This is a genomic window from Cupriavidus sp. CuC1, assembly GCF_044627735.1.
In the GTDB taxonomy this organism is placed as follows: domain Bacteria; phylum Pseudomonadota; class Gammaproteobacteria; order Burkholderiales; family Burkholderiaceae; genus Cupriavidus; species Cupriavidus ulmosensis.
On the sequence record NZ_JBIUHC010000014.1, the window covers coordinates 15,286 to 40,065 of the forward strand.

The 24,780-nt window shown below is 63.3% G+C and carries 22 protein-coding genes, 1 tRNA gene and 3 pseudogenes; 12 read left to right on the forward strand and 14 right to left on the reverse strand.

Features of this window, described 5'->3' with window-relative positions; genetic code table 11:
- Positions 1–41: 41 nt before the first annotated feature.
- A complete protein-coding gene (locus tag ACGLHR_RS08540) occupies positions 42–1,076 on the reverse strand; it encodes a hypothetical protein (protein ID WP_400093222.1) in 1,035 nt (344 codons plus the stop codon).
- A gap of 432 nt (positions 1,077–1,508) precedes the next feature.
- Between ACGLHR_RS08540 and ACGLHR_RS08545 the strand changes: the two genes are divergently transcribed.
- A complete protein-coding gene (locus tag ACGLHR_RS08545; RefSeq protein ID WP_400093223.1) occupies positions 1,509–2,345 on the forward strand; it encodes an META and DUF4377 domain-containing protein in 837 nt (278 codons plus the stop codon).
- Positions 2,346–2,734: 389 nt separating this feature from the next.
- Here the strand turns inward: ACGLHR_RS08545 and ACGLHR_RS08550 are convergent, their stop codons facing one another.
- The 6 genes from ACGLHR_RS08550 to ACGLHR_RS08575 form a co-directional block, all read right to left on the reverse strand.
- Positions 2,735–4,222 (reverse strand): TolC family outer membrane protein, encoded by a 1,488-nt coding sequence (locus ACGLHR_RS08550; RefSeq protein WP_400093225.1) that lies wholly within the window; start codon positions 4,220–4,222, stop codon positions 2,735–2,737.
- A 148-nt stretch (positions 4,223–4,370) separates the two neighbouring features.
- Positions 4,371–4,694, reverse strand: coding sequence for a rhodanese-like domain-containing protein (locus ACGLHR_RS08555; protein ID WP_267604038.1), 324 nt, complete (start codon positions 4,692–4,694; stop codon positions 4,371–4,373).
- Between the two features lie 14 nt (positions 4,695–4,708).
- Complete coding sequence (locus ACGLHR_RS08560) at positions 4,709–5,362, reverse strand: protein-L-isoaspartate O-methyltransferase (protein WP_267604037.1); 654 nt, start codon at positions 5,360–5,362, stop codon at positions 4,709–4,711.
- 219 nt (positions 5,363–5,581) lie between these two features.
- The gene (locus ACGLHR_RS08565; RefSeq protein WP_400093227.1) at positions 5,582–8,788 is read right to left on the reverse strand and encodes an efflux RND transporter permease subunit; all 3,207 of its coding nucleotides are present in this window, start codon (positions 8,786–8,788) and stop codon (positions 5,582–5,584) included.
- Between the two features lie 12 nt (positions 8,789–8,800).
- Positions 8,801–9,925, reverse strand: coding sequence for an efflux RND transporter periplasmic adaptor subunit (locus tag ACGLHR_RS08570; RefSeq protein WP_400093229.1), 1,125 nt, complete (start codon positions 9,923–9,925; stop codon positions 8,801–8,803).
- On the reverse strand, positions 9,922–10,707 hold the full coding sequence (locus ACGLHR_RS08575; protein WP_267604034.1) for a TetR/AcrR family transcriptional regulator: 786 nt from the start codon (positions 10,705–10,707) through the stop codon (positions 9,922–9,924). The genes ACGLHR_RS08570 and ACGLHR_RS08575 overlap by 4 nt, the downstream gene beginning before the upstream one ends.
- Positions 10,708–10,875: 168 nt before the next feature.
- On the opposite strand from ACGLHR_RS08575, the gene ACGLHR_RS08580 reads away from it, so the two are divergent.
- The 3 genes from ACGLHR_RS08580 (at position 10,876) to ACGLHR_RS08590 (ending at position 12,824) form a co-directional block, all read left to right on the forward strand.
- Positions 10,876–11,160 (forward strand): YkgJ family cysteine cluster protein, encoded by a 285-nt coding sequence (locus tag ACGLHR_RS08580; RefSeq protein ID WP_267604033.1) that lies wholly within the window; start codon positions 10,876–10,878, stop codon positions 11,158–11,160.
- 19 nt (positions 11,161–11,179) lie between these two features.
- The gene (locus ACGLHR_RS08585; RefSeq protein WP_267604032.1) at positions 11,180–11,740 is read left to right on the forward strand and encodes a DUF1439 domain-containing protein; all 561 of its coding nucleotides are present in this window, start codon (positions 11,180–11,182) and stop codon (positions 11,738–11,740) included.
- Between the two features lie 202 nt (positions 11,741–11,942).
- Positions 11,943–12,824: an undecaprenyl-diphosphate phosphatase gene (locus tag ACGLHR_RS08590; RefSeq protein ID WP_267604031.1), complete on the forward strand. Its 882-nt coding sequence runs from the start codon at positions 11,943–11,945 to the stop codon at positions 12,822–12,824.
- 116 nt (positions 12,825–12,940) lie between these two features.
- Here ACGLHR_RS08590 and trmB read toward each other — a convergent pair whose 3' ends face one another.
- The 3 genes from trmB to ACGLHR_RS08605 form a co-directional block, all read right to left on the reverse strand.
- Complete coding sequence (trmB, locus tag ACGLHR_RS08595) at positions 12,941–13,708, reverse strand: tRNA (guanosine(46)-N7)-methyltransferase TrmB (protein WP_400093231.1); 768 nt, start codon at positions 13,706–13,708, stop codon at positions 12,941–12,943.
- Positions 13,709–13,784: 76 nt separating this feature from the next.
- Positions 13,785–13,859: transfer RNA gene (locus ACGLHR_RS08600), tRNA-Gly, on the reverse strand.
- Positions 13,860–14,015: 156 nt separating this feature from the next.
- On the reverse strand, positions 14,016–14,963 hold the full coding sequence (locus tag ACGLHR_RS08605) for a hypothetical protein (protein WP_400093233.1): 948 nt from the start codon (positions 14,961–14,963) through the stop codon (positions 14,016–14,018).
- Between the two features lie 122 nt (positions 14,964–15,085).
- Between ACGLHR_RS08605 and ACGLHR_RS08610 the strand changes: the two are divergent.
- Positions 15,086–15,389, forward strand: a pseudogene (locus ACGLHR_RS08610) (IS5/IS1182 family transposase); the annotation flags it as partial.
- Between the two features lie 165 nt (positions 15,390–15,554).
- Here the strand turns inward: ACGLHR_RS08610 and ACGLHR_RS08615 are convergent.
- Positions 15,555–15,770, reverse strand: a complete 216-nt coding sequence (locus tag ACGLHR_RS08615; protein WP_267604026.1) for a helix-turn-helix domain-containing protein — start codon at positions 15,768–15,770, stop codon at positions 15,555–15,557.
- Between the two features lie 127 nt (positions 15,771–15,897).
- Between ACGLHR_RS08615 and ACGLHR_RS08620 the strand changes: the two genes are divergently transcribed.
- From ACGLHR_RS08620 to ACGLHR_RS08650, 7 genes and pseudogenes are all read left to right on the forward strand, one after another.
- Positions 15,898–16,305, forward strand: coding sequence for a hypothetical protein (locus ACGLHR_RS08620; RefSeq protein ID WP_400093235.1), 408 nt, complete (start codon positions 15,898–15,900; stop codon positions 16,303–16,305).
- A 396-nt stretch (positions 16,306–16,701) separates the two neighbouring features.
- Positions 16,702–16,887: a hypothetical protein gene (locus ACGLHR_RS08625; protein ID WP_400093237.1), complete on the forward strand. Its 186-nt coding sequence runs from the start codon at positions 16,702–16,704 to the stop codon at positions 16,885–16,887.
- A 105-nt stretch (positions 16,888–16,992) separates the two neighbouring features.
- On the forward strand, positions 16,993–18,315 hold the full coding sequence (locus tag ACGLHR_RS08630) for an IS4 family transposase (RefSeq protein ID WP_400093309.1): 1,323 nt from the start codon (positions 16,993–16,995) through the stop codon (positions 18,313–18,315).
- 36 nt (positions 18,316–18,351) lie between these two features.
- Positions 18,352–18,423, forward strand: a pseudogene (locus ACGLHR_RS08635) (transposase family protein); the annotation flags it as partial.
- A complete protein-coding gene (locus ACGLHR_RS08640; RefSeq protein WP_400093310.1) occupies positions 18,418–18,642 on the forward strand; it encodes a helix-turn-helix domain-containing protein in 225 nt (74 codons plus the stop codon). The pseudogene ACGLHR_RS08635 and the gene ACGLHR_RS08640, both read left to right, overlap by 6 nt.
- The gene (locus tag ACGLHR_RS08645) at positions 18,630–19,424 is read left to right on the forward strand and encodes an ISL3 family transposase (RefSeq protein WP_400093238.1); all 795 of its coding nucleotides are present in this window, start codon (positions 18,630–18,632) and stop codon (positions 19,422–19,424) included. The genes ACGLHR_RS08640 and ACGLHR_RS08645 overlap by 13 nt, the downstream gene beginning before the upstream one ends.
- 1,039 nt (positions 19,425–20,463) lie before the next feature.
- A complete protein-coding gene (locus ACGLHR_RS08650; RefSeq protein WP_400093312.1) occupies positions 20,464–21,324 on the forward strand; it encodes a phage integrase N-terminal domain-containing protein in 861 nt (286 codons plus the stop codon).
- A 28-nt stretch (positions 21,325–21,352) separates the two neighbouring features.
- Here ACGLHR_RS08650 and ACGLHR_RS08655 read toward each other — a convergent pair.
- The 3 genes and pseudogenes from ACGLHR_RS08655 to ACGLHR_RS08665 all read right to left on the reverse strand — a co-directional run.
- Positions 21,353–21,887 (reverse strand): annotated as a pseudogene (locus ACGLHR_RS08655) (IS630 family transposase); the annotation flags it as partial.
- Between the two features lie 292 nt (positions 21,888–22,179).
- On the reverse strand, positions 22,180–23,427 hold the full coding sequence (locus ACGLHR_RS08660) for an O-antigen ligase family protein (protein WP_400093239.1): 1,248 nt from the start codon (positions 23,425–23,427) through the stop codon (positions 22,180–22,182).
- A gap of 315 nt (positions 23,428–23,742) precedes the next feature.
- Positions 23,743–24,678, reverse strand: a complete 936-nt coding sequence (locus ACGLHR_RS08665) for an aldose epimerase (RefSeq protein ID WP_400093241.1) — start codon at positions 24,676–24,678, stop codon at positions 23,743–23,745.
- Between the last annotated feature and the right edge of the window lie 102 nt (positions 24,679–24,780).

Below are 24,780 nucleotides of genomic sequence, written 5' to 3' on the forward strand. Positions count from 1 at the left end.
GACTCGATATTTCATCCCTGTCACCACTACCAATCTCAACCTCAAAACCCAAACACCCGCACCCCCACCGAAGCCAACCCATAAAACTTATCCAGCCGGCTAGTCGTAGCCGCGTTGTACAAAAGCGGCACATACCCAACAAAGCTGTTCTGAAACCCCTGCGCCCGCAGGAAGACTTCGCAGTGTTTCACCGGCGCATACGAGAGCTCAAGCCCAACGGTCTGGTTGAACCGCACCTGCGGCACACCATGGCTGGCAAGCCGGTCATCGATACCATTGCGAAACAGGTATTGAAATTGGTAACCCGCCATCACGCCGAAGTGCTTATATTCCCAGCGCCAGGAGCCACCAAGCGCCAGGAAGGGTGCGGTGTAATGGAAATCATGGTCGACGTCGAGGCCGTACTGGCTGGCGTTGGCCGAGAGCTGGAGGTTGCGCACGGTGGCGCGGCCGATCTGGCAGGGATTCACGAGGGTCGCGGTTGCCATGTTGTTCGATTCCGCCTGCACATTGAAGCGGCAACTGCCTTGCTGGTATGTCCCCTGGAAATCGCCGGTCGTCACCCGGCTGAAGCCGCCGGTGATAAAGCCGCTGAGCAAGTTGTGCTCCCATAGCCTGCCCGAGTAGATTAGGTCTGCTTGTGCCTGGACGTCATTGGCGTGCGCGATGCTGACGTTGCTGAAGCTGGTTCCATTGATCCGCGTCGTCGTACTGCTCGCCAGGCTGCTGGCGTAGTCGCCCCAGGCGGAAAGCTTTAGCGTCAATTTCCGTTCGCCCTCGGGCGCAACCAGGATGCCGTAGTGCACGGCCAACTGCCAGCTATTGATGTTGTCGGTGTCTTTCTGAAACTTGAGATTGCGCCGCCAGTAGGTGGCTTGCACGGACCATGCGGGGGAAATCTTGTAGCCGATTGCCAAGCGGCCGCCGCTGTAGTCGCCAGTGCGTTCGGCGGTGTCCTTGTGATCGCGCAGGTTGAAGATGTCGAGCGTCTTGTTGAAGGCGTCGTAGCTGGCTTCGATGCGCCAGCCGCTTGCGTCGGCGGTAATGGGTTCCGCCTGCAGGAACTCGTCTTCCATGGCGGCGCGGGCATGGCCGGAGAGTAGCGCGGCGCCAATGGCAATGGCGAGGCAATCTCCCCGCGCGTGATTTATCGTGCGGTTCAAAGCCATTCTGTCCCCCCGGTGTTGGCTTCCACCTTTTTTCGCGAGTGCCCCGATTCGCAAGATCTCGCGTTTTGTGCTTTTACTCTAGTGCCGATTTGCCTCGACGCCATCCGCGCGCTGGCGCCTAGTGTTTGCCAGCGCACATAGGGCGGCGCCAACGGTTGGCGACGACGTACCTGCGCCCGTGCGTTCCCATGTGCTTGTAGGCCCCCACCCGATAGACTGCGGCCACGCACTTGTTAAACTTCCCTGTTCCAGGGCGAGGCCCGCTGCCCTATCGGGCCCGCAACCCGCCTCGGGGCAGTGCAGGCCGGCCAGGCCGCGCCTCCCTACAGGAGCTTTCACATGCAGAAAACCACTCGTTTTTCCCCCGGCGCGCTGACCGCGCGTGCCGCCGCTGCAGTTCTGCTTGCCGCCGCCCTGGGCGCCTGTGCAACCTCGCCCGCGCCGGATTCGCCGGGTGCCGGCGTCAGCCTGAACCAGGCCCAGACCGGCGGCCCCAGCCGCTGGGAGCTGGTGCGCTGGCAGCAGGCCGATGGCACGCTCAAGCCCATCCCGCATGGCGACAACGGCGAGCCGATCATCTTTGACTTCAACGGCGGCATCGATTCGGCGCAAGGCACCGTCAGCGGCTACAGCGGCTGCAATCGCTTTACCGGGGGCTACGGCAAGACGGCGACCGGCATGAGTTTCGACAGGTTGGCCGGCACGCGCATGGCTTGCGTTCCGCCGCGCGGCGAGCTGGAGAGCGCGTTGCTCAAGACCATGCAGTCGCCGTTCACCACCGTGGGCACGCAGCCGTCGGCCGGATCGACGGGACGCCAGATCATCTGGAAGACCGCCGACGGCGACCTGCTGCAATTCGTCGAGCGTGAAGGGGTGGGCAGGCGCGGCGCGAAGATGGATGCGCAGGCGGCCGCCGGTGGCGTGGAGAAGATCGTGTATGTGGATTCGCAGCGGGTGGAGTGCTCGGGCATGGGCCGGCAGACCTGCTATCGCGTGCGCGACAACCCCAATGCGCCATGGACGCTCTGGTATGGCCCGATCGAGGGGCTGGATTTCGAGCCGGGTGTGGCGTACACCTTGCGGGTGCGCGAGACGCGGGTGGAGAACCCGCCGATGGATGCTTCGGCTATTCGCTGGCAGTTGCTCAACGTGGAGTCGCGTACAAGGGCTAACTGAGCCAGGCTAAGCCAGCAAGCAAAACGCCGCCGTCGAAGCCGCGGCGAGATTAATGACAAACCAGGGGCATTGGCCGAAGCCGACCGGACGCGCCAATGCCGTCCGCAATGACGACCACTTGTGGGAGAGGGGCCGGGGGAGAGGGCGGGCGCCCGTTACGCCGTCGTGCTGGATAAAACAATTGGCTTCGCTTCCAGTGGCTCCTAGCCAAACCGCCCCTCTCCCCAACCCTCTCCCCATGAGGGGAGAGGGAGACAGCCACCCACAAGTAGGAGAGGGGAGCAAACCGGCCACATCGCAGGTTTGTCCGCAAGCTGGCCGCGGTCGAAGCCGCGGCGTTTTGGTTTTCAGTCGATACCGATTGCCGATCGGTGCTTGGTGTTCCGCGTTCAGCTGCGCGGCGCGGGCGCTCCGGCAATGGCTTCCTTGCGTGTGGCAGGGCGCTTTACGGCTGGCGTGCCTGCCGGCGATGCCGTGCCAAGCTTGACCTTCTCCGGCAGCTTGTACATCGAGCCCGGGCTTGAGGTCAGCAGCGTGTTGATCTGCACCACATCGTCCTCGGTCAGCGCGCCGGTAGCGGCCTTCAGGCGCAGCCCGTTCATGATGGTGTCGTAGCGCGCCTTGGCCAGGTCGCGGCGGGTGGAGAACAACTGTGCTTCGGCGTTCAGCACGTCGATGTTGATGCGCACGCCGACTTCGTAGCCGAGCTGGTTGGATTCCACCGCGCTCTGGGCGGAGTGCTCGGCGGCTTCCAGGGCCTTGACCTGGGCGAGGCCGTTGGACACGCCGGAGTAGGTTTGCCGCGCGTTCTGGGCGGCGGTGCGGCGTGCGAACTCGAGGTCGCTGGCGGCCTTGTCGGCCAGCGCCGCGGTTTCGCGCACGCGCGACTGGATCTGGCCGCCGCTGTAGATCGGCACGTTGAGCTGTACGCCGATCTGGGCGCTGTTGTAGCGGTTGCTGATGTTGACGGTCTGGACCGCGCTACCGGTGGAGTTGTTGAAACCGTACGAGGCCACCAGGTCGACGGAGGGCAGGTGGCCAGCCCGCGCCTTGTTGTACTCGCGTTGCGCGGTGTCGAGGTTGTAGCGGGCCAGGCCGACTTGCGGATTGGTGTTCTCCGCCTGGCTGGCCCAGGTGTTCACATCGGCCGGCTGCGGACCGGGAAGCGTGGCGGCGGTGCGCAATCCCAGTAGTTCGTCAACCGGCTTGCTGGTGATCTGCTGCAGGTTGGCGCGCCGGATTTCCAGGTCGCTCTGCGCTGCGATCTCGGTCGAGGTGGCGAGGTCGTAGCGGGCCTGCGCATCGTTGGCGTCGGTGATGGTCGCCGTGCCCACTTCGAAGTTACGCTTGGCCTGTGCGAGTTGCTCGCCGATGGCCTTCTTCTGCGCGCCGGCGAGGTAGAGGTTGTCCTGCGCGGCCAGCACGTCGAAGTAAGCCTGGGAGGTGCGGGTGATCAGGTCGAGCTGCGCCTGGCTGAAGGTTACCTCGCCGGCCAGCGCCGCCAGCTCGCCTTGCTTGTAGGTTTCCCAGCGGTCCCAGCGGAACAGCGGCTGGGTGAGTTGCAGTGCCCAGTTATTGCCGTTGATAAAACGGTCGCCGGAGATGGGTGCCGATTGCTCGATCTTGGTCCGCGTGGCGCCGACCGTGCCATTGATTTGCGGCAGCAAGCCCGAACGCCCCTGGGGCAGCTTCTCCTGGCTGGCCACCAGTTGCGCGCGCGCGCTGGCGAACTGCGCGTCGTTGGCCTGTGCATCGCGGTAGACCTGGAGCAGGTCGGCGCCATGCGCGGCCGGCAGGTGCAGCAGCGCAAGCAGGGAACCCGTCAGTGCCAGGCGCGTCTTGGGCACGCCCCGCGCAGGGAAAAGCGCAAACCTCATGACATCTCCAGTCTGCCGGGCACCGGGCGCGCGGCTAACGTTTCTAACGATCAGCGTTCAAGGGAATTGGCGCCGCGGGAAGCCGGCGCCTAGAGATTGGTGCTGGTGATGCTTGTGGTGCTGGTAGTGCTGTTCGTGATCGTGGTGCTCAGTACTTCGGCATTGCCGGGTCGACCTGCTCGGCCCACGCGTGGACGCCGCCCGTCAGGTTATAGACCTTGGCAAAGCCTTGGCGCTCGAGGAAGCTTGCCACCTGCATGCTGCGCGCGCCGTGATGGCAGATGCAGACAATGTCGGCGTCTTCGTCGAGCTCGCCGGCGCGTGCCGGGATCTGGCCCATCGGGATATGCGTGATGCCGGGCATGGCGCAGGTCTGCACCTCCCAGCCTTCGCGTACGTCGAGCAATACCGGCTGCGGCCGGCTGGCATCCGCCAGCCAGTGCATCAGTTCGGGGGCGTTGATTACCTGCATGTCTTGTTTCCCGCTCAGAATTGGAAGCGCGACGGCTGCTCGGCGCCCATCAGCGGCGTGACGGCGGTCTCGAACAGGTTGAGGGTCTTGTACTCGGTCTCGCTGACGCGCGTGATGATCTGCGCTTCCATGGCCGGCAGCGCGCCGACGAAGGCGGCGATGCGCCCGCCAACCTTGACTTGCGACAGGATGGACGCGGGCACCGAGGGCAGCGCGCCGGAAATGCAGATCACGTCGTACGGGGCGCTCGCGGCCCAACCGGTGGCGGCATTGCCTTGGGCCACGTCGACATTGGTCACGCCGGCGTCGGCCAGGTTTTTGCGGGCCAGCTCTGCCAGCTCCGGCAGGATGTCCACGGTCAGCACGTGGCGCGCGCGGTGAGCGAGCAGGGCGGCCATGTAGCCGGAGCCGGCGCCGATTTCCAGCACTTGCTCATGCTTGCGCACGGCCAGGTCCTGCAGGATGCGGGCTTCCACGCGCGGGGCCAGCATGTTCTGGCCGCCCGGCAGCGGGATTTCCATGTCGACGAAGGCCAGCGCGGCGTAGGCCTGCGGCACGAACTGTTCCCGCTTGACTACCGCCAGCAGGTCCAGGATTTCCTGATCCAGCACATCCCAGGGGCGGATTTGCTGTTCGATCATATTGAATCGGGCTTTCTCGAGGTCCATCTTGCCATTCCTTCCAATGCCAACCGCTAATCAGTTCAGAGTTCCGGCCGCGCGGTGCCAGGGGCCGGGGAAATCCGTCAAACCTGATATTTTAACCCCGCGCCAAGACACTTGCCCAAGCGAGTCGCCCAGGTTGTGGCCTCGATGCCGCAGTCCGGCCATGGCTGCGCCATTCCGGGCTGACTCCCGGCCTTCTCAGGGCTTTTGGGGCGGCTTGCCTCATTCTGCGCTTGCTGGCTTGTGCGCTGCTGTGTCGCCGGCTTCGGGCGCGGTGGCGGGAGTCGCCACGGCTTGCTTGCCGCGCCACTTGCGGCCCAACCACGCGCTGAAGTCGTCGAGGTACGTATAGATCACCGGCACTACCACCAGGGTCAGGACCGACGAGGTGATGATGCCGCCGATCACCGTCTGGCCCATCGGTGCGCGTTGCTCGGCGCCTTCGCCCAGGCTGAAGGCCAGCGGCACCATGCCGAAGATCATGGCCAGCGTGGTCATCAGGATCGGCCGCAGCCGCACGCGCGCGGCTGCGATCAGCGCGGCCTCGCGCGACATCGGCGGCTGTCCGTCGGCGCCGCGCCGGGCCTGGTTGGCGAAATCCACCAGCAGGATGGCGTTCTTGGTCACCAGCCCCATCAGCATGATGAAGCCGATGATGGAGAACATGTTCAGCGTGGAGCGGAACAGCAGCAGCGCGGCGAACACGCCAACCAGCGTGAGCGGCAGCGAGGTCATGATGGCGATCGGCTGGAAGAAGCTGGCGAACTGCGAGGCCAGGATCATGTAGATGAAGATCACCGCCAGCGCCAGCGCCGACACCGCGAAGCCGAACGATTCGTTCATCGACTTGGTGGAGCCGCCGAAGCGGTACTTGTAGCCGGCCGGCCAGTTCATCCCGTCCAGCGCTGCCTTGACCTCGCGTGCCACCTCGCCCTGCGAGCGGCCCGCGGTGTTGGCGGTCAGCTCCACTTCGCGGGAGAGGTCGCGCCGGCTGATCTGGTTGGCGCCTGTGGTGGGCACCAGCTCGGCGATCTGGCGCAGCGGCACCATGCGCGGCGAGCCATCCGTGTTGTTCTGGCTGCTGGCGATCATCAGCGCCCTCAGGTCGGCCATGCCGGTGCGGGCGTCCTTGGGCAGGCGCACGCGTACGTCGTAGTTCTGGTCGTCGGGCGCGCGCCATGAGCTGATGGCGTCGCCGGCCAGCAACGGGCGCAGCGCGTTGCCGATCTGCACGATGCCCACGCCCAGGTCGGACGCCAGCTCGCGGCGGATGCGCACTTCCACCGTGGGGCGGTCGTCCTTCATGCTGGAGTCGAGGTCGGTCAGGCCGCGCACCGCGGCCATGCGCCGGCTGGCTTCCAGCGACAGGCGCCGCAGTGTTTCCAGGTCGTCGCCCTGGATCGAGACCTGCAGTGCCTTCTGGCCGCCGGCACCGTCCGGCATGCCGACCATGGTCAGCGTGATGCCGGCGATGCTGGCCATGCGCTCGCGGATCATCGGGTTGAGCTGCGTGGTGGTGAGCTTGCGCGCGCGGCGCTCGGTCAGGCGCACCGACACCAGCGCGTTGTTGCGCCCGGACGTGTTGCCCGAATTGATGGTGGCGTAGGTGTAGGCCACCTCGGGGAAGGCCTTGAGCGCGGCCTGCACCTGCCTGACCTTGGCTTCGGTAACTGCAAGCGATGTGCCCACCGGCGTGGTGAAGCCCACCTGCGTTTCGCCGAGGTCGGCGGCAGGCACGAACTCGGTGCCGATCAGCGGCACCAGCGCAAAGCTGCCGAAGAACGTCACCGCCGCGATGATGGCGGTGGCCAGCCGGTGCTTGAGCGCCCAGCCCAGCATCGACCCATAGCCGTGGCCGAGCGCATCCATGCGTGCCGAGAACCAGTCCAGCATGCGGCCCACGGTGCGGCCGTACAGGCCTTTCTTGTTGCCGGTGCCGTGCAGGTCGGGGTCGTGCCAGACCGAGGACAGCATCGGGTCCAGGGTGAACGAGACGAACATGGAGATCAGCACCGCCGCCACCACCGTCACGCCGAACTGGTGGAAGAAACGGCCAATGATGCCGCCCATGAAGCCCACCGGCAGGAACACCGCCACGATGGAGAAGGTGGTGGCCAGCACCGCCAGCCCGATCTCGTTGGTGCCGTCGAGCGCTGCCGTGCGATGGTCCTTGCCCATCAGGTTGTGCCGCACGATGTTCTCGCGCACCACGATGGCGTCGTCGATCAACAGGCCCACGCACAGCGACAGCGCCATCAGCGTGATCACGTTGAGCGTGAAGCCGAACATATACATCACGCCGAACGTGCCGATCAGCGCGATCGGCAAGGTCAGCCCCGTGATGACCGTGCTGCGCCATGAGCCGAGGAACAGGAAGACGATGGCCACCGTCAGGAAGGCGCCTTCGAGCAGGGTGGAGCGGACTTCCTTGACGCTGCTGCGGATGCCGCGTGCCGCGTCGTTGACCACGGCGAGTTGCACGCCTGCGGGCACCAGCTTGCGCACCTCGTCGGTCATCTTGATCAGGCCATCGACGGTGTCGACCGTGTTCTGGCCCTGTGCCTTCACCACCGCCAGGAACAGCGCACGCTTGCCGTCCAGCATCGCCAGGCTTTCCTGCTCCTCCTCGCCGTCGCGCACGTCGGCGACCTGCTCCAGCGTGACCGGCTGGCCCGCGCGGCGCGCCACGATGATGTGGCGGAAGGCATCCGGCGTGATGACGCGGCCCTTGATCTGCACCACCGTCTCGGTGGAGGTGGAGCGCAGCTCGCCCGCGGGCAGTTCCTGGTTCTCGTTGCGGATGGCGTCCATCACCTGGTTCACGCCGATGCCGAGCGCCTCCAGCTGGGCGGGGCGGATGCGGATCTCGACCTCGCGCTTGGTGCCGCCAACGAGGCTGATGGCGCCCACGCCGCGCACGGTCTCCAGCCGCTTGCGCACGATCTGGTCGGCGATGGTGGTCAGCTCGCGCTGCGTGCGCTGCGCGCCCGGCGCGTTCGACACGGACAGGTAGAACACCGGCGCGTCCGACGGGTCGTAGCGCAGCACGCGCGGGTCTTTCACCTCGTCGCGGAACTGCGGGCGGATCAGCGCGATCTTGTCGCGCACGTCCTGCGCGGCCTGGCCCACATCGACGGAGAGATCGAACTTGATCACCACCACCGAGGTGCCCTGGTAGGAGTGCGAGAAGATCTCGTCGATGCCGGAGATGGTATTGACGATTTCCTCGATCTTGCGGGTGACGTCGGACTCCACCGATTCCGGCGCGGCGCCGGGGTACTCGGTCTGCACCACGACGATGGGGAAGGTGATGTCTGGGAACTGGTCAACCGGCAGGCGCTGGTAGGAGAACAGGCCGATCACGATGAAGGCCATCATCATCATGGTGGCCAGCACCGGGTTGTGGATGGACAGGCGGGTGAACCACATGGGCGGGGGCTCCTACGCCTTGACCAGCTTGACGCGGCTGCCCGCGCGAAGGGTGCCGAGGTTGTTGCGCACCACCTTGGCACCGGCGGCCAGCCCGCTGGCGATTTCCACCAGCCCGCTCGCATCGTCGCGGATGCCAAGCTGGACCTGGCGTTCCGCCAGCACGTCATTCTCCACGCTGTAGACGAAGGCGCGCTCGCCATCGCTGCGCACCGCCGTGGCCGGCACCGCCACCACGCCGGCGTGGTGGCCGAGCACCAGCGCGCCCTGGGCGAACATGCCCGCGCGCAGGCGCGCCTCGGGATTGTCCACCCGCACATAGACCGTGATGCTGCGCGTGCCCTGGCTTACCGCCGGGTTGATGCGCACCAGCTTGCCCTCGAAGCGGCCGCTGCCTTCCACATCGAGTTGCACCGCCTGGCCGATGGCAGCGCGAGCCACATCCGCCATGGGGATCGGCGCCTCGAGTTCCAGCGCGCGCAGGTCGACCACGTCGATCAGGCGCGTGTCGGGCGAGACCTTCTCGCCCGGCTGCACCGCGCGTGCGGCCACCAGGCCATCCAGCGGCGATTTGACGATGGTGTCGGCGAGCGCTTTCTGCGCGACTTCAAGGCCGCCTTGGGCGGCGTCGAGATTGGCGTGCGCCACGTCCAGGTTGCTCTGGAAGCTGTCGAAGGCGGTCTTGGAGATAAAGCCCTTGGCCACAAGGTCGCGGTTGCGCTCGAAGGTCTGCCTGGAATTCTCGTACTGGCCGCGCGCCGCCAGCATCTGCCCGCGCGCCTGCGCCACCTTGGCCTGGTACTCGGTCGCATCGATGCGCACGATGACCTGGCCAGCGCGCACGGCTTCGCCCTCGCGCACCAGCACCTGCTGCACCTCGCCTGAGACCTTGGCCTTGACCGAGGCCTGGTTGAGCGCCCGCAGCCCGCCCGAGAGCGGCAGCGACACGCGCAAGTCTTGCGTAGCGGCATCGACCAGGTCGAATTGCAGGAACTCCACCAACTCGGGCGCCCCGGCAGCCGGGGCAGCGCCGTGCTTGCCGTTGCTCGCCTTGCGCACGGCGGCAGCGGCGCTGAGCACGGCAATCACCGCAATGGTGGCGACCGCGGCGATCAGGATTTTCTTGCGTCGGGTCATGCTGTCTCCGGCGGCTGCGCCGGGGTCTCCCGCGCGGCCTGCTGCCCCTGCGCTTGTGCCAGGGCTTCTTGTTGTATCTGTTCCCAGACGTAGGGGCCGACCTTAGGTGGCAGCGGCGTATCGCGCGCCGCGCCGGTAGTCAGGCCGAACAGCAACATCTGGAGCAGGTTGTCGAGGAACGCCTCGGGGTCGATCTCGATGCGCGACGACGCGCTGAACGCACGCTGCCACAGCATCAGGAACATCAGCGGCGCGCAGATCAGCGTTGTGGTCGGGTTGGCCGGCATGTCTCGCAGCTCGCCACGCGCCACACCGCGCTTGAGCACGCGCGCGAACAACTCATCTCCCGGCAGCACCACTTCCTCATGGTAGAACTGGGCAATGTCAGGAAAATGGCTGGATTCGGCCATGATCAGCTTGGTCAGGCCGGCTACCGGCGTTGCCCCGACCAGGCCCCACCAGCCGCGCAGCAATTCCCTGAGCAACTCCGGCGTCGAGCCCTGGTAGTTCTCCACCAGGTCGATGCCCCTGGTCAGGGTCGGCACCAGGTTTTCGCGCACCACCGTCTTGAACAGCTCTTCCTTATTAGCGAAGTACAAATACACCGTGCCCTTGGACACGCCAGCCGCGGCAGCGACATCTTCCAGCCGGGTGGCCGCATAGCCGCGTTCGACGAAGAGATCGAGTGCGGCAGCCACCAGTTCCTGTGGGCGCGCGGCCTTGCGGCGAGCCCAGCGTTTGGTGTTCGCGGATTCCTGATTCTGGCCTGGAGGATTTTTCACTGGGGCGCTGCGCACCTCTGCGGGCGGGCGCGCCGCGAGATTTGCTAATTAATAACTCTTGGGTCAGTAATGTAGTGGAGCGGAATCCGGCGGTCAAGCGCGGGGAGGGCCGAACGGCTTGGGGCACAATATGGGCTGCCGGGCGTCGTCCGCGCCTGAACCTTTGCCATGTCCCATCAGTCTGAACTCTCCTGCCGGCCCGATTGTGGCGCTTGTTGCACCGCGCCCTCCATCACCTCGCCGATTCCCGGCATGCCCGGCGGCAAGCCGGCCGGCGTACCCTGTGTGCAGTTGCTGCCCGACCGGCGCTGCGCGATTTTTGGCGAGCCCACGCGGCCGGCATTTTGCGCCGGGCTCAAGCCCTCTGCCGACATGTGCGGCGAAACCCGCGGGCATGCGCTGGCCTGGCTGACGCAACTCGAGGTTGCCACCGCGCCTGGCCGCGCCGGCTGAACCCGCAAGGAACAAACAGATGGTCATGATCACTCGCCGGCGTTGGCTGGCAGCAAGCGGCACCGCCGCGCTGGCCGCGGCACTGGCTGCCTGCGGCATGATGGGCAACGATTACACCTTCTCACAGAGCCAGCTGCAATCGGCCCTGGAGCGCAAGTTTCCGTTCAACAAGCGCTACATGGAGCTGTTCGACATCCAGCTCGCCAACCCGCAGCTCACGCTCGATCCCAGCCGCAACCGGGTCAACGTGCAGTTCGACGCCACCGTAAACAACCGCCTGTTCTTCGGCGAGCCGCTGGCAGGCCGCTTCGCGCTGGACAGCGGTCTGCGCTACGATCCGGCCAGCCGCGCGGTGGTGCTGCAGGATCCGCAGGTCCAGCAGTTCGACGTCAAAGGCCTGCCGCCTCAATTCACGCGCCAGCTCAATGCGCTCGGCGGCATCCTTGCGGAGCAGTTGTTGCAGGGCTATCCGCTCTACACCTTCCGTCCCGACGAGCTGCGCCTCGCCGGCGCCAGTGTCGAACCCGGTACAATCACCGTTTTGCCCAACGGGATCAACGTCAAGATCAATCGTCCTTGATGACGCGCCACGCGCAGGCATGCGCTTTGCACAGCCACTCCGGTGTCATGGTCGTGGCGGATAGTCGTGATTCCTGGCGCCTGGTGCGTGGCTGATGGCATAGGGTTGACGGTTGCTCGTTTCCTTTTTGCTCGCTTGTCCTCGGCCTGTTCCTGGCTTTTCCTTTGCTCCTCCATTCAGCATTCCACTCATTCCAATCAGCATGGATATTGCCCTCGCCCTGAAAGCCGTGATCCTCGGCATCGTCGAAGGACTGACCGAGTTCCTGCCCATCTCCAGCACCGGCCACCTGATCCTCGCCGGCCAGCTGCTCGACTTCAATGATGAAAAAGGCAAGATCTTCGAGATCGTGATCCAGTTCGGCGCCATCCTGGCGGTTTGCTGGGAGTTCCGCCACCGCATCGTCACCGTGGTGGGCGGACTGGCCACCGATGAAAAGGCCCGGCGCTTTGCCATCAATGTGATCGTGGCCACCGTGCCGGCGATCGTGCTGGCGCTCGTATTCGGCAAGTGGATCAAGGCCCACTTGTTCAACCCGATCACCGTGGCCACCGCGTTTATCATCGGCGGTGTGGTGATCTTGTGGGCCGAATGGCGCGAAAGCCATCGCGGCCAGGTCTCCCACCCGCAAGGCAACGCGCTGCTGGAGGCCGCCAAGGCCGGCGCACCGCGCATCGAGTCGGTCGACGACCTGCACTGGCGCGATGCGATCAAGGTCGGGCTGGCGCAGTGTTTCGCGCTGATCCCGGGCACCTCGCGTTCCGGCGCCACCATCATCGGCGGCATGCTGTTCGGGCTGTCGCGCCAGGTGGCCACCGAGTTCTCCTTCTTCCTGGCGATCCCGGTGATCTTCGGCGCCACCGTCTACGAGCTGTACAAGTCCCGCGCGCTGCTGTCCGCCGACGACCTGGGCATCTTCGGCATCGGCTTCGTCTTCGCCTTCCTGTCCGCCTTCCTGTGCGTGCGCTGGCTGCTGCGCTTTGTCGCCACCCATGACTTCAAGCCCTTTGCCTGGTACCGGATCATCTTCGGCATCGTTGTGCTGGCGACCGCGTACTCGGGGCTGATCGCCTGGCATGCTTGAAGGCGGTCGCGGTAGTCGCAGTAGGTAGCACCGGCGACTGTCGCAGGAATAAAAAAGCGTGGCTCCAGGCCACGCTTTTTTTTATTGTGCGCCGTCTCTCGGGGCGGCCTTCGCCTTCAGGCCCGCTTGCGGAACACCACGTCCCACACGCCATGCCCCAGCCGCACGCCGCGGCGTTCGAACTTGGTCACCGGGCGGTAGTCCGGCCGCGGCGCAAAGCCGTCGGCGGCGTCCGAGGTGTTGGCCAGGGTGGGCTCGCCCGACAACACTTCCACCATCTGGTGAGCATATTCTTCCCAGTCGGTCGCGCAGTGCAGGTAGCCGCCCGGCTTGAGGCGGTCGGCCAGCAGCTTGACCAGCGGCGGCTGCACCAGGCGCCGCTTGTTGTGGCGCTTCTTGTGCCACGGGTCGGGGAAGAAAATATGCACGCCGTCCAGGCAGGATTGCGTCAGCATGTGCGCGATGACCTCAACGGCGTCATGCGGCATGATCCGCACATTGCCGATCTCGCGCTCGCCCAGCAGCTTGAGCAGGGCGCCCACGCCGGGTTCATGCACCTCGCAGCCCAGGAAGTTGTCCTGGGGGCGCAGTTGCGCGATATGCGCGGTGGTCTCGCCCATGCCGAACCCGATCTCGAGGATCGCCGGCGCGGCGCGGCCAAACGTGGCCTCCCAGTCGAGCGGTTGCGGTGCGTAGGGCAGGATAAAGCGCGGCCCCAGGTCATCGATGGCACGCTGCTGGCCGGTGGAGGTTCGCCCCGCGCGGCGCACGAAGGAACGGATACGGCGCGGATGCGCCACGTCGCTGCCGTCGGCAGCCTTGGCGGGCGCGTTGTCAGCGTCGTCAGCTGGCGTCGGGTCGGAACTCGGGTCTTGGGGGAGCATGGCAACAAAAAAGCCGCCGGGCGAATCCTGATCGGGCATGCGACCAGTGGCGAAGGCGGCTCGTCTCAATCTGAGGTGGAGCGGGCGATGGGAATCGAACCCACGTCTTTAGCTTGGGAAGCTAAGGTAATGGCCATTATACGACGCCCGCGAAACCGCGATTCTACGCGGGATTCCCCGGCAAGTGCAAGCGCCCGTGCTGGCTGCTGCATTGAAAAGTGTATCCACTGCCACTCGGCTTGCTGGGTACGCTGGCGTTACTTTCGCAACCAGACTCTTGAGTCTCCATTTGTCTGAGTGGTACGCGTCATTTGTACACGCCACTGATGTCTGTCAGGTTCGTGTACAAGCCAGCTTGATAACTGGCATCCAGCTTGGCTTGCCGTGCCAGGGAAATGAAACTTTTCTCCGCAACCAGACGGTTTGCGTATGGAATGGCGGCGCAGAAGGACTGCATGTCGCGAATGTCATTCGGCTCCAGAGAACCGGTCTGCGCCTCCAGGCGAGTGGCTAACGCAGCCTCCACGTTCAAAGTTGGAACGTTTCGGATGAACGTCACAATTGCCTCCGGTCCGAGCTGCTTCATTTCATCTACGGTATGCCCAATGACCTCGAGCATGTGGGCAACATAGCCTTGATGATCGTAGAAGAGCAGAGCCGCATATGCTCGCCAGCGCAAATCGATTGTTGCGCCTCTCATGAGCGCGCGACGTTGTTCGATTCTGGCAAGAAGCGCGTCCGATTCAGCGGAGAATGCGGCATGGGCCGTTCGACGGCGCTGGTCGTCCTGATCGAGCATGTAGTCGATGTATTGACGCTTCGGATCAACGTGCTCATTCAGGAAGCGAGATGTAGTAGCCTCGGTATGCGAAGCCACGAGCGTGTCGAAAGTCTCGAACGCTTGCATGAAACTTGGAGCGATGGCCCAGTTTAAGTCAAACTGAACCGGGGACTCCTCGAATATGGAGTGCAACGCGTTCCGCATCTCGATCAGAATTCGGGCTTCACGACTTCTGAAGACCCAGCCCTTACTAAGGGCGGACTGTACCTCGACGACGTGCGTACGACTTGTTTGGTCGTTGCGCTTGGATGTCTCCAGGATATGAGAGACCGTCAACGGGGCAATGACTCGGCCTTTGTCGACGGCCTCGTGGAGTTCTGCGTAGGCAATGTACGCTGGACCCGTGGTCACCACACCTGCTCGCACGCGGGCGAGTTCGATCCACTTGTTTTGGTCCAGAAACAGGACTTCCATCTTGCGCCGCCTAAATGTCAGTAGACGGACCCGCTGGTCTGTCTAGGGTTCCCGAGCAGGACAGTGTTCTATACGTGGGTCAACATTCGATGCAAAAACCAGCGTTACCTGGGTCAGATTTGGATGCAAATCAACACATTCACGCATGCCTGGAGATGAAGGTGACGCCGCACGTGGCACAAAACACCTCGGGACGACGCTCGGACCGTTCCTGATGCCATTGCTCGCAGCGAGGGTTATGTCATCTCGCAGCAAACGCGCAAGCTGATCGAGTAGGGCTTCGGCTGGGTCAATACAGTGGGGCGCATGCGTCAGGTGATGGCGCGCAGCCTGAAGAAGGTCGACCAGCGGTTTGTCCTGAGCATGGCCACCTACAACCTCGTGCGCATGCGCTCGCTGGGACGAATCCGTCCGCAGTTGCAGTAATCGCGGCAATGGGGCCGGAAACCGGCCCCAATCACTGAAAAAGGTGATGAAGTGACGCGCAGCTTCCGGACTGTGAAAAATGCGGGGCACAAAAACCGCACAGGGAAAGCTTCATCGTTTGTTTCAGCAGCCTGTTAGGGACCCAAGGATCGCAGATCACCGCGCTCAAAGTGTGCTGAAGAGTTCCGCCACGCTGATCCGCAGCGCCGTGGCCAGCGCTTCGATCGCGTCCAGCGACGGGTTGGCAGCGCCGGTCTCAATCCGGCTCATGTAGGTGCGGGCAAAGCCCACATGATCGGCAAAGGCTTCCTGGGACAGGCCGGTGGCTTGGCGAAGTTCACGAATGCGCTTGCCAAAGCGACGGCGTAGGATCGTTTTCATGGCCCCTACTGTGGGAGGGTGCACACTAATCGGCCACACACTAATCGTGACATTCCGGGCGAGGTTGGCTATGCTATGTCGGCGTCGGCATCCCCTTGCCGGCGCCGAACCGGAGCACACTCTCACCATGAGCGGCATGTTTGTCCTCTGGCAAACGGCACGCCACGCCGGCGATCTCGCCCGGACGGCCGCGCCGTACCACGCCCTAGGCGCCACCCTGGCGCAGCGGCCGTTTCGCCTTCCTGCTCCCCAGCAGGCTGCCGCGCTGCAACTGCGGCGGCTGGTGGCGGCCTACCTGCAATACCAGGAGGGCCAGCTGGCCCACTACCAGGCAGCCGTACAGTGCGTGGCCGCCTGTACCGCCTACTGGCAGGGCAGAGGCGCGCTGCCCTGCCACTGGCGCCGGATCCGCAACCAGGTGCTGCGCTTTGAATTCAGCCTGGCAGATCCACTGTTTCTGTCGAGCCGCGTCCACGCGGTCAGGCAGGAGTTATATCCCTATATCTCACACTGTAGTCTGGGAGCATCGCTATGACGATCGGCTTAGCCGTCTTGGCCGTGGGCGTGCCCATCGCGGCCTTCGTCATCTGGGTTGCCCGGAACAGTCTTCGCGTACAGGAGGCGGAACGGGCGGAGCGCCGTGGGCGCAGCTGCCACTGCGGGCGCCGGCAGACCAGCGCCGACCACCAACTGCCTCCATAGCCCTCTGGCAAGAAAGACAGCCAAGGCTTATTGGTGTCAGATCCACCCCAGGGCACAATCGCCCGGCACGAGCAGCGCAGTGCCCAGCGGGTGGGCTCCACTACGGTCACAATGCAACCGGTCGCATCGATCAGGTCCAGAATCCCGACCGTTTTGTTTTCCTGGTTCTTCAGACTTTCGTGTGGGTAGGTAGTACGCTTTCGCGCATGGCTTGGTAAGGAGGTGTGCGATGGACAGCGTGGAACTGTACCGGCAGCTGCTTGGCGTGACTGCGCCATGGACGGTGGAGCGTGTCGACCTGGACGTGGCGCGGCAGCATGTCGAAGTGCATGTAGGGCAACTGGAGGGACAGCGGTTTTCGTGCCCCGAGTGCGGGAGGGAATTGGCGGTCTATGACCCACCCCTTTCAAGGTGACGAAAATTAGGGCACCCTCCGTGTTCTCGAACAGAAACCGGAGTCAATGGCGTGGTACTGGACGCAGTAGTGGAACGCTTTCTCGAACACAGCCCGATCAGCGTGATGGCGCGCCTGGGGTTGCAACGCGCCCTTGATCCGGCCTGGATCGACGAATTGTTCGAGCAAGAGCGTGAAACGCAGTACACGCGGGAGTTATTGTTCTCGACGACGGTGGAAATCATGTCGCTGGTCGCCGTGGGGCTGCGCCCGTCGGTGCATGCGGCAGCCAAGGCCAGTCCGGCGCTGCCGGTTTCCATCACCGCGCTGTACGACAAGCTCAGCCGGACCGAGCCGGGGCTGGTTCGTGCCCTGGTGCAAGGCAGTGCGCAGCGGTTGGGGCCGGTCGTGCAACCGATGTTGCGCAAGCAGCCGCCATCGGTGAATGGCTATCGCCTGCGCATCGTGGATGGCAGCCATTTGCCGGCGAGCGAAAAGCGCCTGAAACCATTGCGGGGGTTTCGGGGTGCGGCCTTGCCAGGGCAGTCATTGGTCGTCTATGACCCGGGCACGGCGATGATCGTCGATCTGGTGCCCTGTGAAGATGCGCACGCCCAGGAGCGGGCCATCATGGAAACCCTGCTCGCATCGGCCCAGCCGGCCGAACTGTGGATCGCCGATCGCAACTTCAGCACCCGGGCGATTCTTGCCGGGTGGCAGCGTCGCGGCAGCGCCTTCATCGTGCGGGAGCACGGCCGCAATCCGAGCCCCAGCGAGCTGGAGCCACTACGCGAAATGGGCCGGGTCGAAACCGGCATCGTGTACGAGCAAGCGGTCAGCATCCCAGATGAATCGAACGCGCCGCTGGTGCTGCGGCGCATCGAGCTGCATCTGGATGGCGCCACCGAGGATGGTGACACCGTCATCCGCCTGCTGACCAATGTCCCGTCCGCCCATCTGACGGCTGAGGCCGTCGCCCGGCTATACCGGCGACGCTGGAGCATAGGGAATATGTTTCAGCGGCTGGAATCGGTGCTCAACAGTGAGATTCGTTCGTTGAGCCAACCGCGCGCGGCGCTGCTGGCCTTCGGCGTGGCGGCGCTCGCGTATAACGTACTGAGCGTGATTGCGACTGCGGTGAGAATCCGGCATGAGCTGGATACCAGCGACATCGAGCTCTCACCGTATTACCTCGCCAGCGAAATCCGGGCAACTTATGCCGGCATGATGATCGCGGTGCCGCCCGAGGTGTGGCAGGCCTATGACCTCCTCACCCCAGCTCAGCTCGGTCGCGAGTTGATCAAGATGGCGACGCACGTTGATCCCCGCGCGATGCGTAAACATACGCGGGGACCGAAAGCGCCGAAGAAGAACGGCTATGTGGCCGGATGCGTAGCACGGCGGCATGTTTCTACCGCCCGTGTCATCAAGGCTGGACGTGTCGTCTAATCACTTTGAAAGGGGTGGGTCTATGACCACCTTGGAGAACGGGTGTGGCGACACCTGGATAGCTGCCAGTTCCTGACGTATCTGCACGCGCGGCCTCCGCGAGTGTCGTGTCCGGAGCATGGCGTGAGGCAAGTGAGGATGCCGTGGGCGGAGGCTGGGAGTCGGTTTACGCATCTGTTTGAAGCGCTGGCCATCGACATATTGCTGGCAACGAATGTCAAGCGAGCCGCGGAGATCTTGCGCATTACGTGGGACTGCCTGGCACGTGATGGAAAGAGCTGTATTGAGGGGGGCGGGCGGCGAAAGCCAACGAGATGCCCCGGCTGATGGGCGTGGATGAAAAGGCAATCGCCAAGGGACATCGCTATATGACGCTGGTGTGCGATCTGGAAGAAGCGACGGTGGAATACATCGGAGAAGAGCGCAAGCAGGCCAGCTTGGCCGCTTACTTCGAGGCCTTCCCGGTGGCGGATCGCGAGGCCATTGACGCAATCAGCCTGGACATGTGGCCGGCCTACATCAACGCCTGCCAGGCCAATGTGCCTGGCGCAGACGAGAAGATGGTCTTTGACCGCTTCCACATCATGCGCCATGTCATTGAGGCGGTGGACAAAGTCAGAAAGCAGGAGCACAAGGCGTTGCTGAAAGCCGGAGACGACACCCTTGCTCGCAGCAAATACCTGTGGCTGACCAACCCGGAGAACATGCTGGAGCCGTCCAGGGAACGCTTCAATGCACTGAGGACGATGGAGCTGAAAACAGCTCGAGCCTGGGCCTTGAAGGAGGCGCTGCGGGGGCTGTGGAATTACCGCACCACCGGCTGGGCCACACGCTTCTGGAGGCGCTGGTACTTCTGGGCGACCCATAGCCGGCTGGCGCCGATGATTGACGCCGCCCGGCTGATCGCCCGCCACTTGCCGAATGTGCTGACCTACTTCAAACATCGCATCACCAATGCCGTTGCCGAGGGGTTGAATTCCAAGATCGCCACTGTCCAGAAGCGAGCCTGCGGCTATCGCAATCCGGACCACTTTAAGATCGCCGTCTACTTCCACTGCGGTGGTCTCAACCTACATCCGGCTGCGCTGACCCACACGAAAGTCGGATGAACCGTTTTCCTGGGCGCGACAGTGGTAGCCTCGGCCGTGGGAGATGGTTTCGTTGATCAAGGGGGCATCGGACAAGTCAACTGTGCTATGGGGCGTAGCGCATGGCAGCTCAAGAAGCTCGCCTGAATTAAGGTGAGGGGCCATGAAGCGCCGGCAACCTTGTCAAATTGAATTCTACAGATTATTCTGTCAGCACTTATCGCCGCTTTAGCGGCATTGACATCGACATCGGCGCGGCGCGCCACGACAGGATGCGGTTCATGGGCTTGGGCGCTTTGGCACCGTAAGCGCTTCCCTTGGCCACCGTCTATCCATTTTTTGGGCCATCCGGGCGGGCTGTCTAAGTCCGTCCAGCTCTCATCCCCTGCCTGCAATGATCCCCGTAGCGTCGCTGCGGGTATCCCTCCCGTTTTCCTGTCTTCTACCTTCCTCCGCAACTTTCCTGAATCGTAGCCGAAGGGTTTTGCATGCCCTTGTACTCACGTCCACTCTTGCCTTTTCGCTGTGGCCGTTATTCGGAAGCGTTGATAAGGGGTTTCATGCCCTTCTCCCTAGTGATGCTCTCAGGACAGCCTGAGCATGGCCGGACTGTATCTGGCGAGTTCGTCTGCACTCTCAAAGCAGACATCCAACGAACGGAACCCAACCGTTGTCAGTTGGGGAAGGTGATGAAGGTGGACGTAGGGACAGCCTGTACCTAGTGCGATGGTCAGTTCGTGAAGCTGGACATCGATGACGATGGTACGAAGAAGGTTCGACTGGCCCGGGCGCGATGTGGCTGGAGCAATGCGGTTACTTGCCGCATCAGCCCCGGACATCGATGCTGTTGTAGCGCTCCACCTCACGTAGTCCCGGCATGTTGTCGCCAGAACGTCTGTGTGTGCCTGACGGGACGCACAGGCCCGCTGGTGGTGCCGTAGCTGTTCCCTGTATCCCGTACCGCTACCCGAGGGTTCCGGTGCCAGGGCTGGTTTAGCCAGCCGCCGTTAACACTGACCAAGTGAGGAATCTAGTGAAGCTGGATATTTTTGTGGACCTGATGCGTATGGTTGACCGCAATCGGGATGGCTCGTATGCGACCCAGGCGGCCCGCAGGGAAGTGCTCGCGCAGGTGGCTCATGACCTCAAGGACATGGGCTTCCGAATGCTTCCTGCTACCGGGTTGAAGCCAAAGCATGTTGCCGCGCTGGTCAATCGTTGGCAGGCCTCCGGCATTGCTCTGGGCACCATGAAGAACCGTATGTCACATGTACGGTGGTGGGCAGAGAAGGTCGGCAAGCGGAATTGTGTTCCGCGTACGAATGCCGAGCTGGGCATTGGCAGGCGCAGGTATGTGACCAACGTTTCTAAGGCACTGGTGCTGGCGTCGGGTGATATCGAGAAAATTACCGATGAACGTCTGCGCTGTTCTGTCGAGTTGCAGCAGGCCTTTGGGTTGCGCCGAGAGGAGTGCCTCAAGTTTCAGCCGAGGTATGCGCTGACAGGCCTTACGCCGGATGTAGTACGGGAGATACAGCTCAAGCCAACCTGGTGTAAGGGCGGCCGGGCACGTGCTGTGCCTGTCACGAATGAGCATCAGCGGGCTGTGCTTGCGCGTGCGGTAGCGCTCTGTGGAAGTGGCTCCATGATCCCGAAGAATCTCAAGTACGTCGACCAGCTCCACCGCTATGTCTGGGCTGTCGAGAAGGCTGGCATGTCGAAGTTACATGGCCTTCGGCATGAGTATGCCCAGCAGCGTTACCACCAGCTCACCGGCTGGCTTGCTCCTGCCGCGGGTGGTCCAGTGTCAGCACAGTTCACGCCGCAGCAGCGGGCCGTGGATCGTGCAGCACGGCTCCAAGTGTCTGCCGAGTTGGGCCACAATCGCGAGGAGATTACAGCCGTTTATCTAGGCCGCTAACGCGTTGTTGTGGCCTTGCTCGATGCTACTAGTGGGCCGTAACGTTTGATCTGGGAGTAATTCGACGAGCGGAATCGAAGTTCTTCCGCTTCACAGGTTTGGGCTGTTTGTTGTAGTGGCGGTAAATAGCGCATGAGCTTTCGATTGAGATCGCTCACAGAGGTAAAGATGCCGCGGGCGATGACATCTCGCTCGATCTTGGCGAACCTCAGTTCCACCTGATTGATTCATGACGAATACGTTGGACTGAAATGCATATGCACGTTGGTGTGGTCGGCCAAGAATGCTTCAACCAGCTTGCTCCTGTGGGCGGAGAGGTTGTCGGCAATGACATGGATCTCTTTACCGCGAGGCTGATTGGCCACGATGTCAGTCAGAAACGCGACGAACTCTGCAGAGGTGTGCCGCGCAGCCGTCTTGCCAAGCACTTCACCCGTTCTCGTGTTGAATGCCGCATAGAGCGATAACGTGCCATGCCGGTAGTATTCGAAACCATGGCGCTCAGCCCGACCTAGCGAAAGTGGCAGCACGGGATCTTTGCGATTCAGCGTCTGAACACCGGTTATACAGCGATCGGTAGGATATTAGCTTTCTTCAGAACAAGGTGGCGCCGAAACTTGCATCGCGCCAAGACACGCAGATTTGGTGGGGAAAGATGGTCAGCCGCGAGAACTCGCGTATGAAACCCGCATGAACAGTGGGTTTGGTCAGGCCGTTGCGGCTTGGGAAGCTAAGGTAATGGCCATTATACGACGCCCGCTAAGGCTTGCTGGAGGCGGATTTTAGCATGGTTTCCGATGCCTTTCATGTTTCCGCGTCCGGCCGTTGATTGGCAAGTCGTTGAACAGGGCTTCCTCAGGCATTTGCCTTGGCGGCGCGGGGAAGCTTTGCTTGCACCCCGGCTAGACCGAGCAACAGCCCAATAATGCCGGCGTAGAAGACGATGTTCGCCTGATGCGCCATCGTCACTTGCGTCAGGCCGCTGATCAAACTTGCCATCACGACGCCAAGGCCAGCCCCACTGAGGCTGACGCCGAGCGCGTTGTCATTGCTGCGGCATGCGCGCAACGTCCGCAGAAACAGGACTGCAGGAATAAGGAATATACCCAGCAGCGCGAGCATGCCGGGTAGGCCGGTGGTTGCGGCAGCCTCCACCACGTCGTTGTGTGCGTGCTCCAGATTGCAGGCCGCGGACTTGGTGCTCTTGCAGAAGTCAGATGCATGCAGGATTCGGGCAAACTGCCCCACTCCTACGCCCATCCAAGGGTGCGTGGTGATCGACTTTGCCGCGATTCTCCATACCTCCAGACGCGCGCCGACGGATGTTTCCACATCCCCTTTCTCGAACTGCCCGACCTCGTTGCGCACCTGATCAATTTTCTGCGCTACAGGACCGCCCGGAATCAGATAGGCGCCAACGCCCAACGCTGCAAAAAGCGCTATTGCAGCAAAGAACCTTGCAGCGCTCAGTCCGCGGTACCGGACAAAGAGCAGCGGAAGCGCGGTGAGAAGCATGGCGAGCGTTGCCCCTCGTGTCCCGTTCAAGAACAGGATCATCGCTGCAAGCACAAGGTTCACCCAAGCCAACCCGTGCGCGCAACGACTGGTGCCCGGTCGAGCAAAGCCGACTAAACCAAGCGCGGCGACCATGTTGGCGAACGCAATGGCCTGTGTCCACGCGGACGGTCGTTCTTCGCCTAGCGTGTAGTGCTGAATGGTGACGATTGCGAGACTAGCTACCAGTGCGATGGTGATCCCACGCCAGATTGCAGTGGGATCCGGGACCGTGCGCATGAACACCACGCAGGCCAGTAGGGCAAGTAGAATTCTTGACGGGTTGTCAATGACGTTCCACGGCACGCCGAAGTACAGCTTTGATCCCAGGTAGACGACCATCAGGGCCAGAATGGCCAGGCTCAAGGGATTGAGCAGATCACGGTATGTCCCCCAGGTCTTGGCCATTCGGTGGCCGCCGCATAACGCTAGCACTGCCACCGCGGCCAGAAAGATCCCTGAACCACGTGGCACACAGAGAAGAAGAATTGGAAATGCCAGAACCAGGGCGCTGGCAAAGGTAGCCAGCTTCGTTGCTCGAAACGTCATAAACTCTGCTTGACTCTCAATAGCGGCGGAACCCCCGTCGCGACCGCGCGATTATAGTGGATGGGATCGCAGGTGGCCCCAGGGGGGCAGGGGGAGCTGCGAGCCACAGGTCGAACCGCCACGCCAAGCTTCAGGATGCAGGCCACCAAGTTCTGATAGACAGAACGCCCAGCGCCTAGTGGGCATCTACCGCGAATGGGGCCTGCATCGAGGATCGCGTCGGGAAATGGCTTGTCCACTGTCCGGCGCGGCTCCCGCGTGACCGAGCCGCGCTCTGCCGAAGCGTCCGGGAAAACTCGATAGCGCGCTTGCCCCCTATGGATCCAGCCGCAGCCAGCAGACCGCCGCTTCTTCCTGGCCTGGCGCGAGCCAGCGCAAGCCGGTGCCGTGGTGGATGGCGTTGGGCAGGCCGAGCCAGGGTTCCACGCAATAGAAGTCGGAGTCGGCGCGCTCCGACCAGGTGGTGACCGCGAACCACGGCGTGCTGCCCGGCGTATCCAGCTCGATCACCAGCTTGCGGCCATGCGGGGCGGTGGCATCGGGCGGCGTGGCCAGCGCGCTGATGCGCGGCGCTACAGCCTGTGCCTGCAGTATGTGAAATGTGTCTTGCAGGCGTGGGTCATCGAGCCGATAGGTCTCAGCGCCTTGGCCGTTCGACTCCAGCGAGCCGTCGGGGCGCTGGCGCATCCGTTGCGCGGCCGGCATGGCCAGCGTGGAAGCGGCGCGCGCCTGGTGGGCAAGCGGGAAGTAGAAATGATGGCCAGCGTAGTAAGGCAGCGCCTGCTCGCCGGCATTGCTCGTGCGCAACGTGGCTTCGAGGCCGTCGTCGAGCAGCCGGTAGGTGACCTCGAACAGGAACTCGAAGGGGTAGGCCGCGCGCGTTGCGTCCGAAGCTTGCAACGTCATGGTCAGGCTGCGTCCCGCCTCAAACTGCGTGACCGCGAAGGGCAGGTCGCGTGCGAAGCCGTGGACCGGCAACGCCCGCACGGTGCCGCTGGCGTCTTTCCATGCGCCGGGCACGCCGTCGACGAAGTGCCTGGCAATAAAGGGGAACAAGATTGGGTTGCCGCCTCGCACGCGGGCCAGCTGGGACCAGTCGGCGTTCTCCGGCCAGTAAAGGATGTCCTCGCCGCGATGCACCCAGCGCACCAGGCGGGCGCCAAACTCCGGGGCGAGCAGCAAGAAACTCGAATCGTCTCCGACCCGGATCAGTTCCTGGCCTTGGAAATGCATAGAATTGAGAGGCGGCATGCAAGTTACGGCGGGAGTGGACATCGCTGCATGATAGCCGTCAACGCGCCGTGCCGCGGCACCGACCCGGTGCCCGCCAGCGCCCTCGACGAGTGCAGAAGC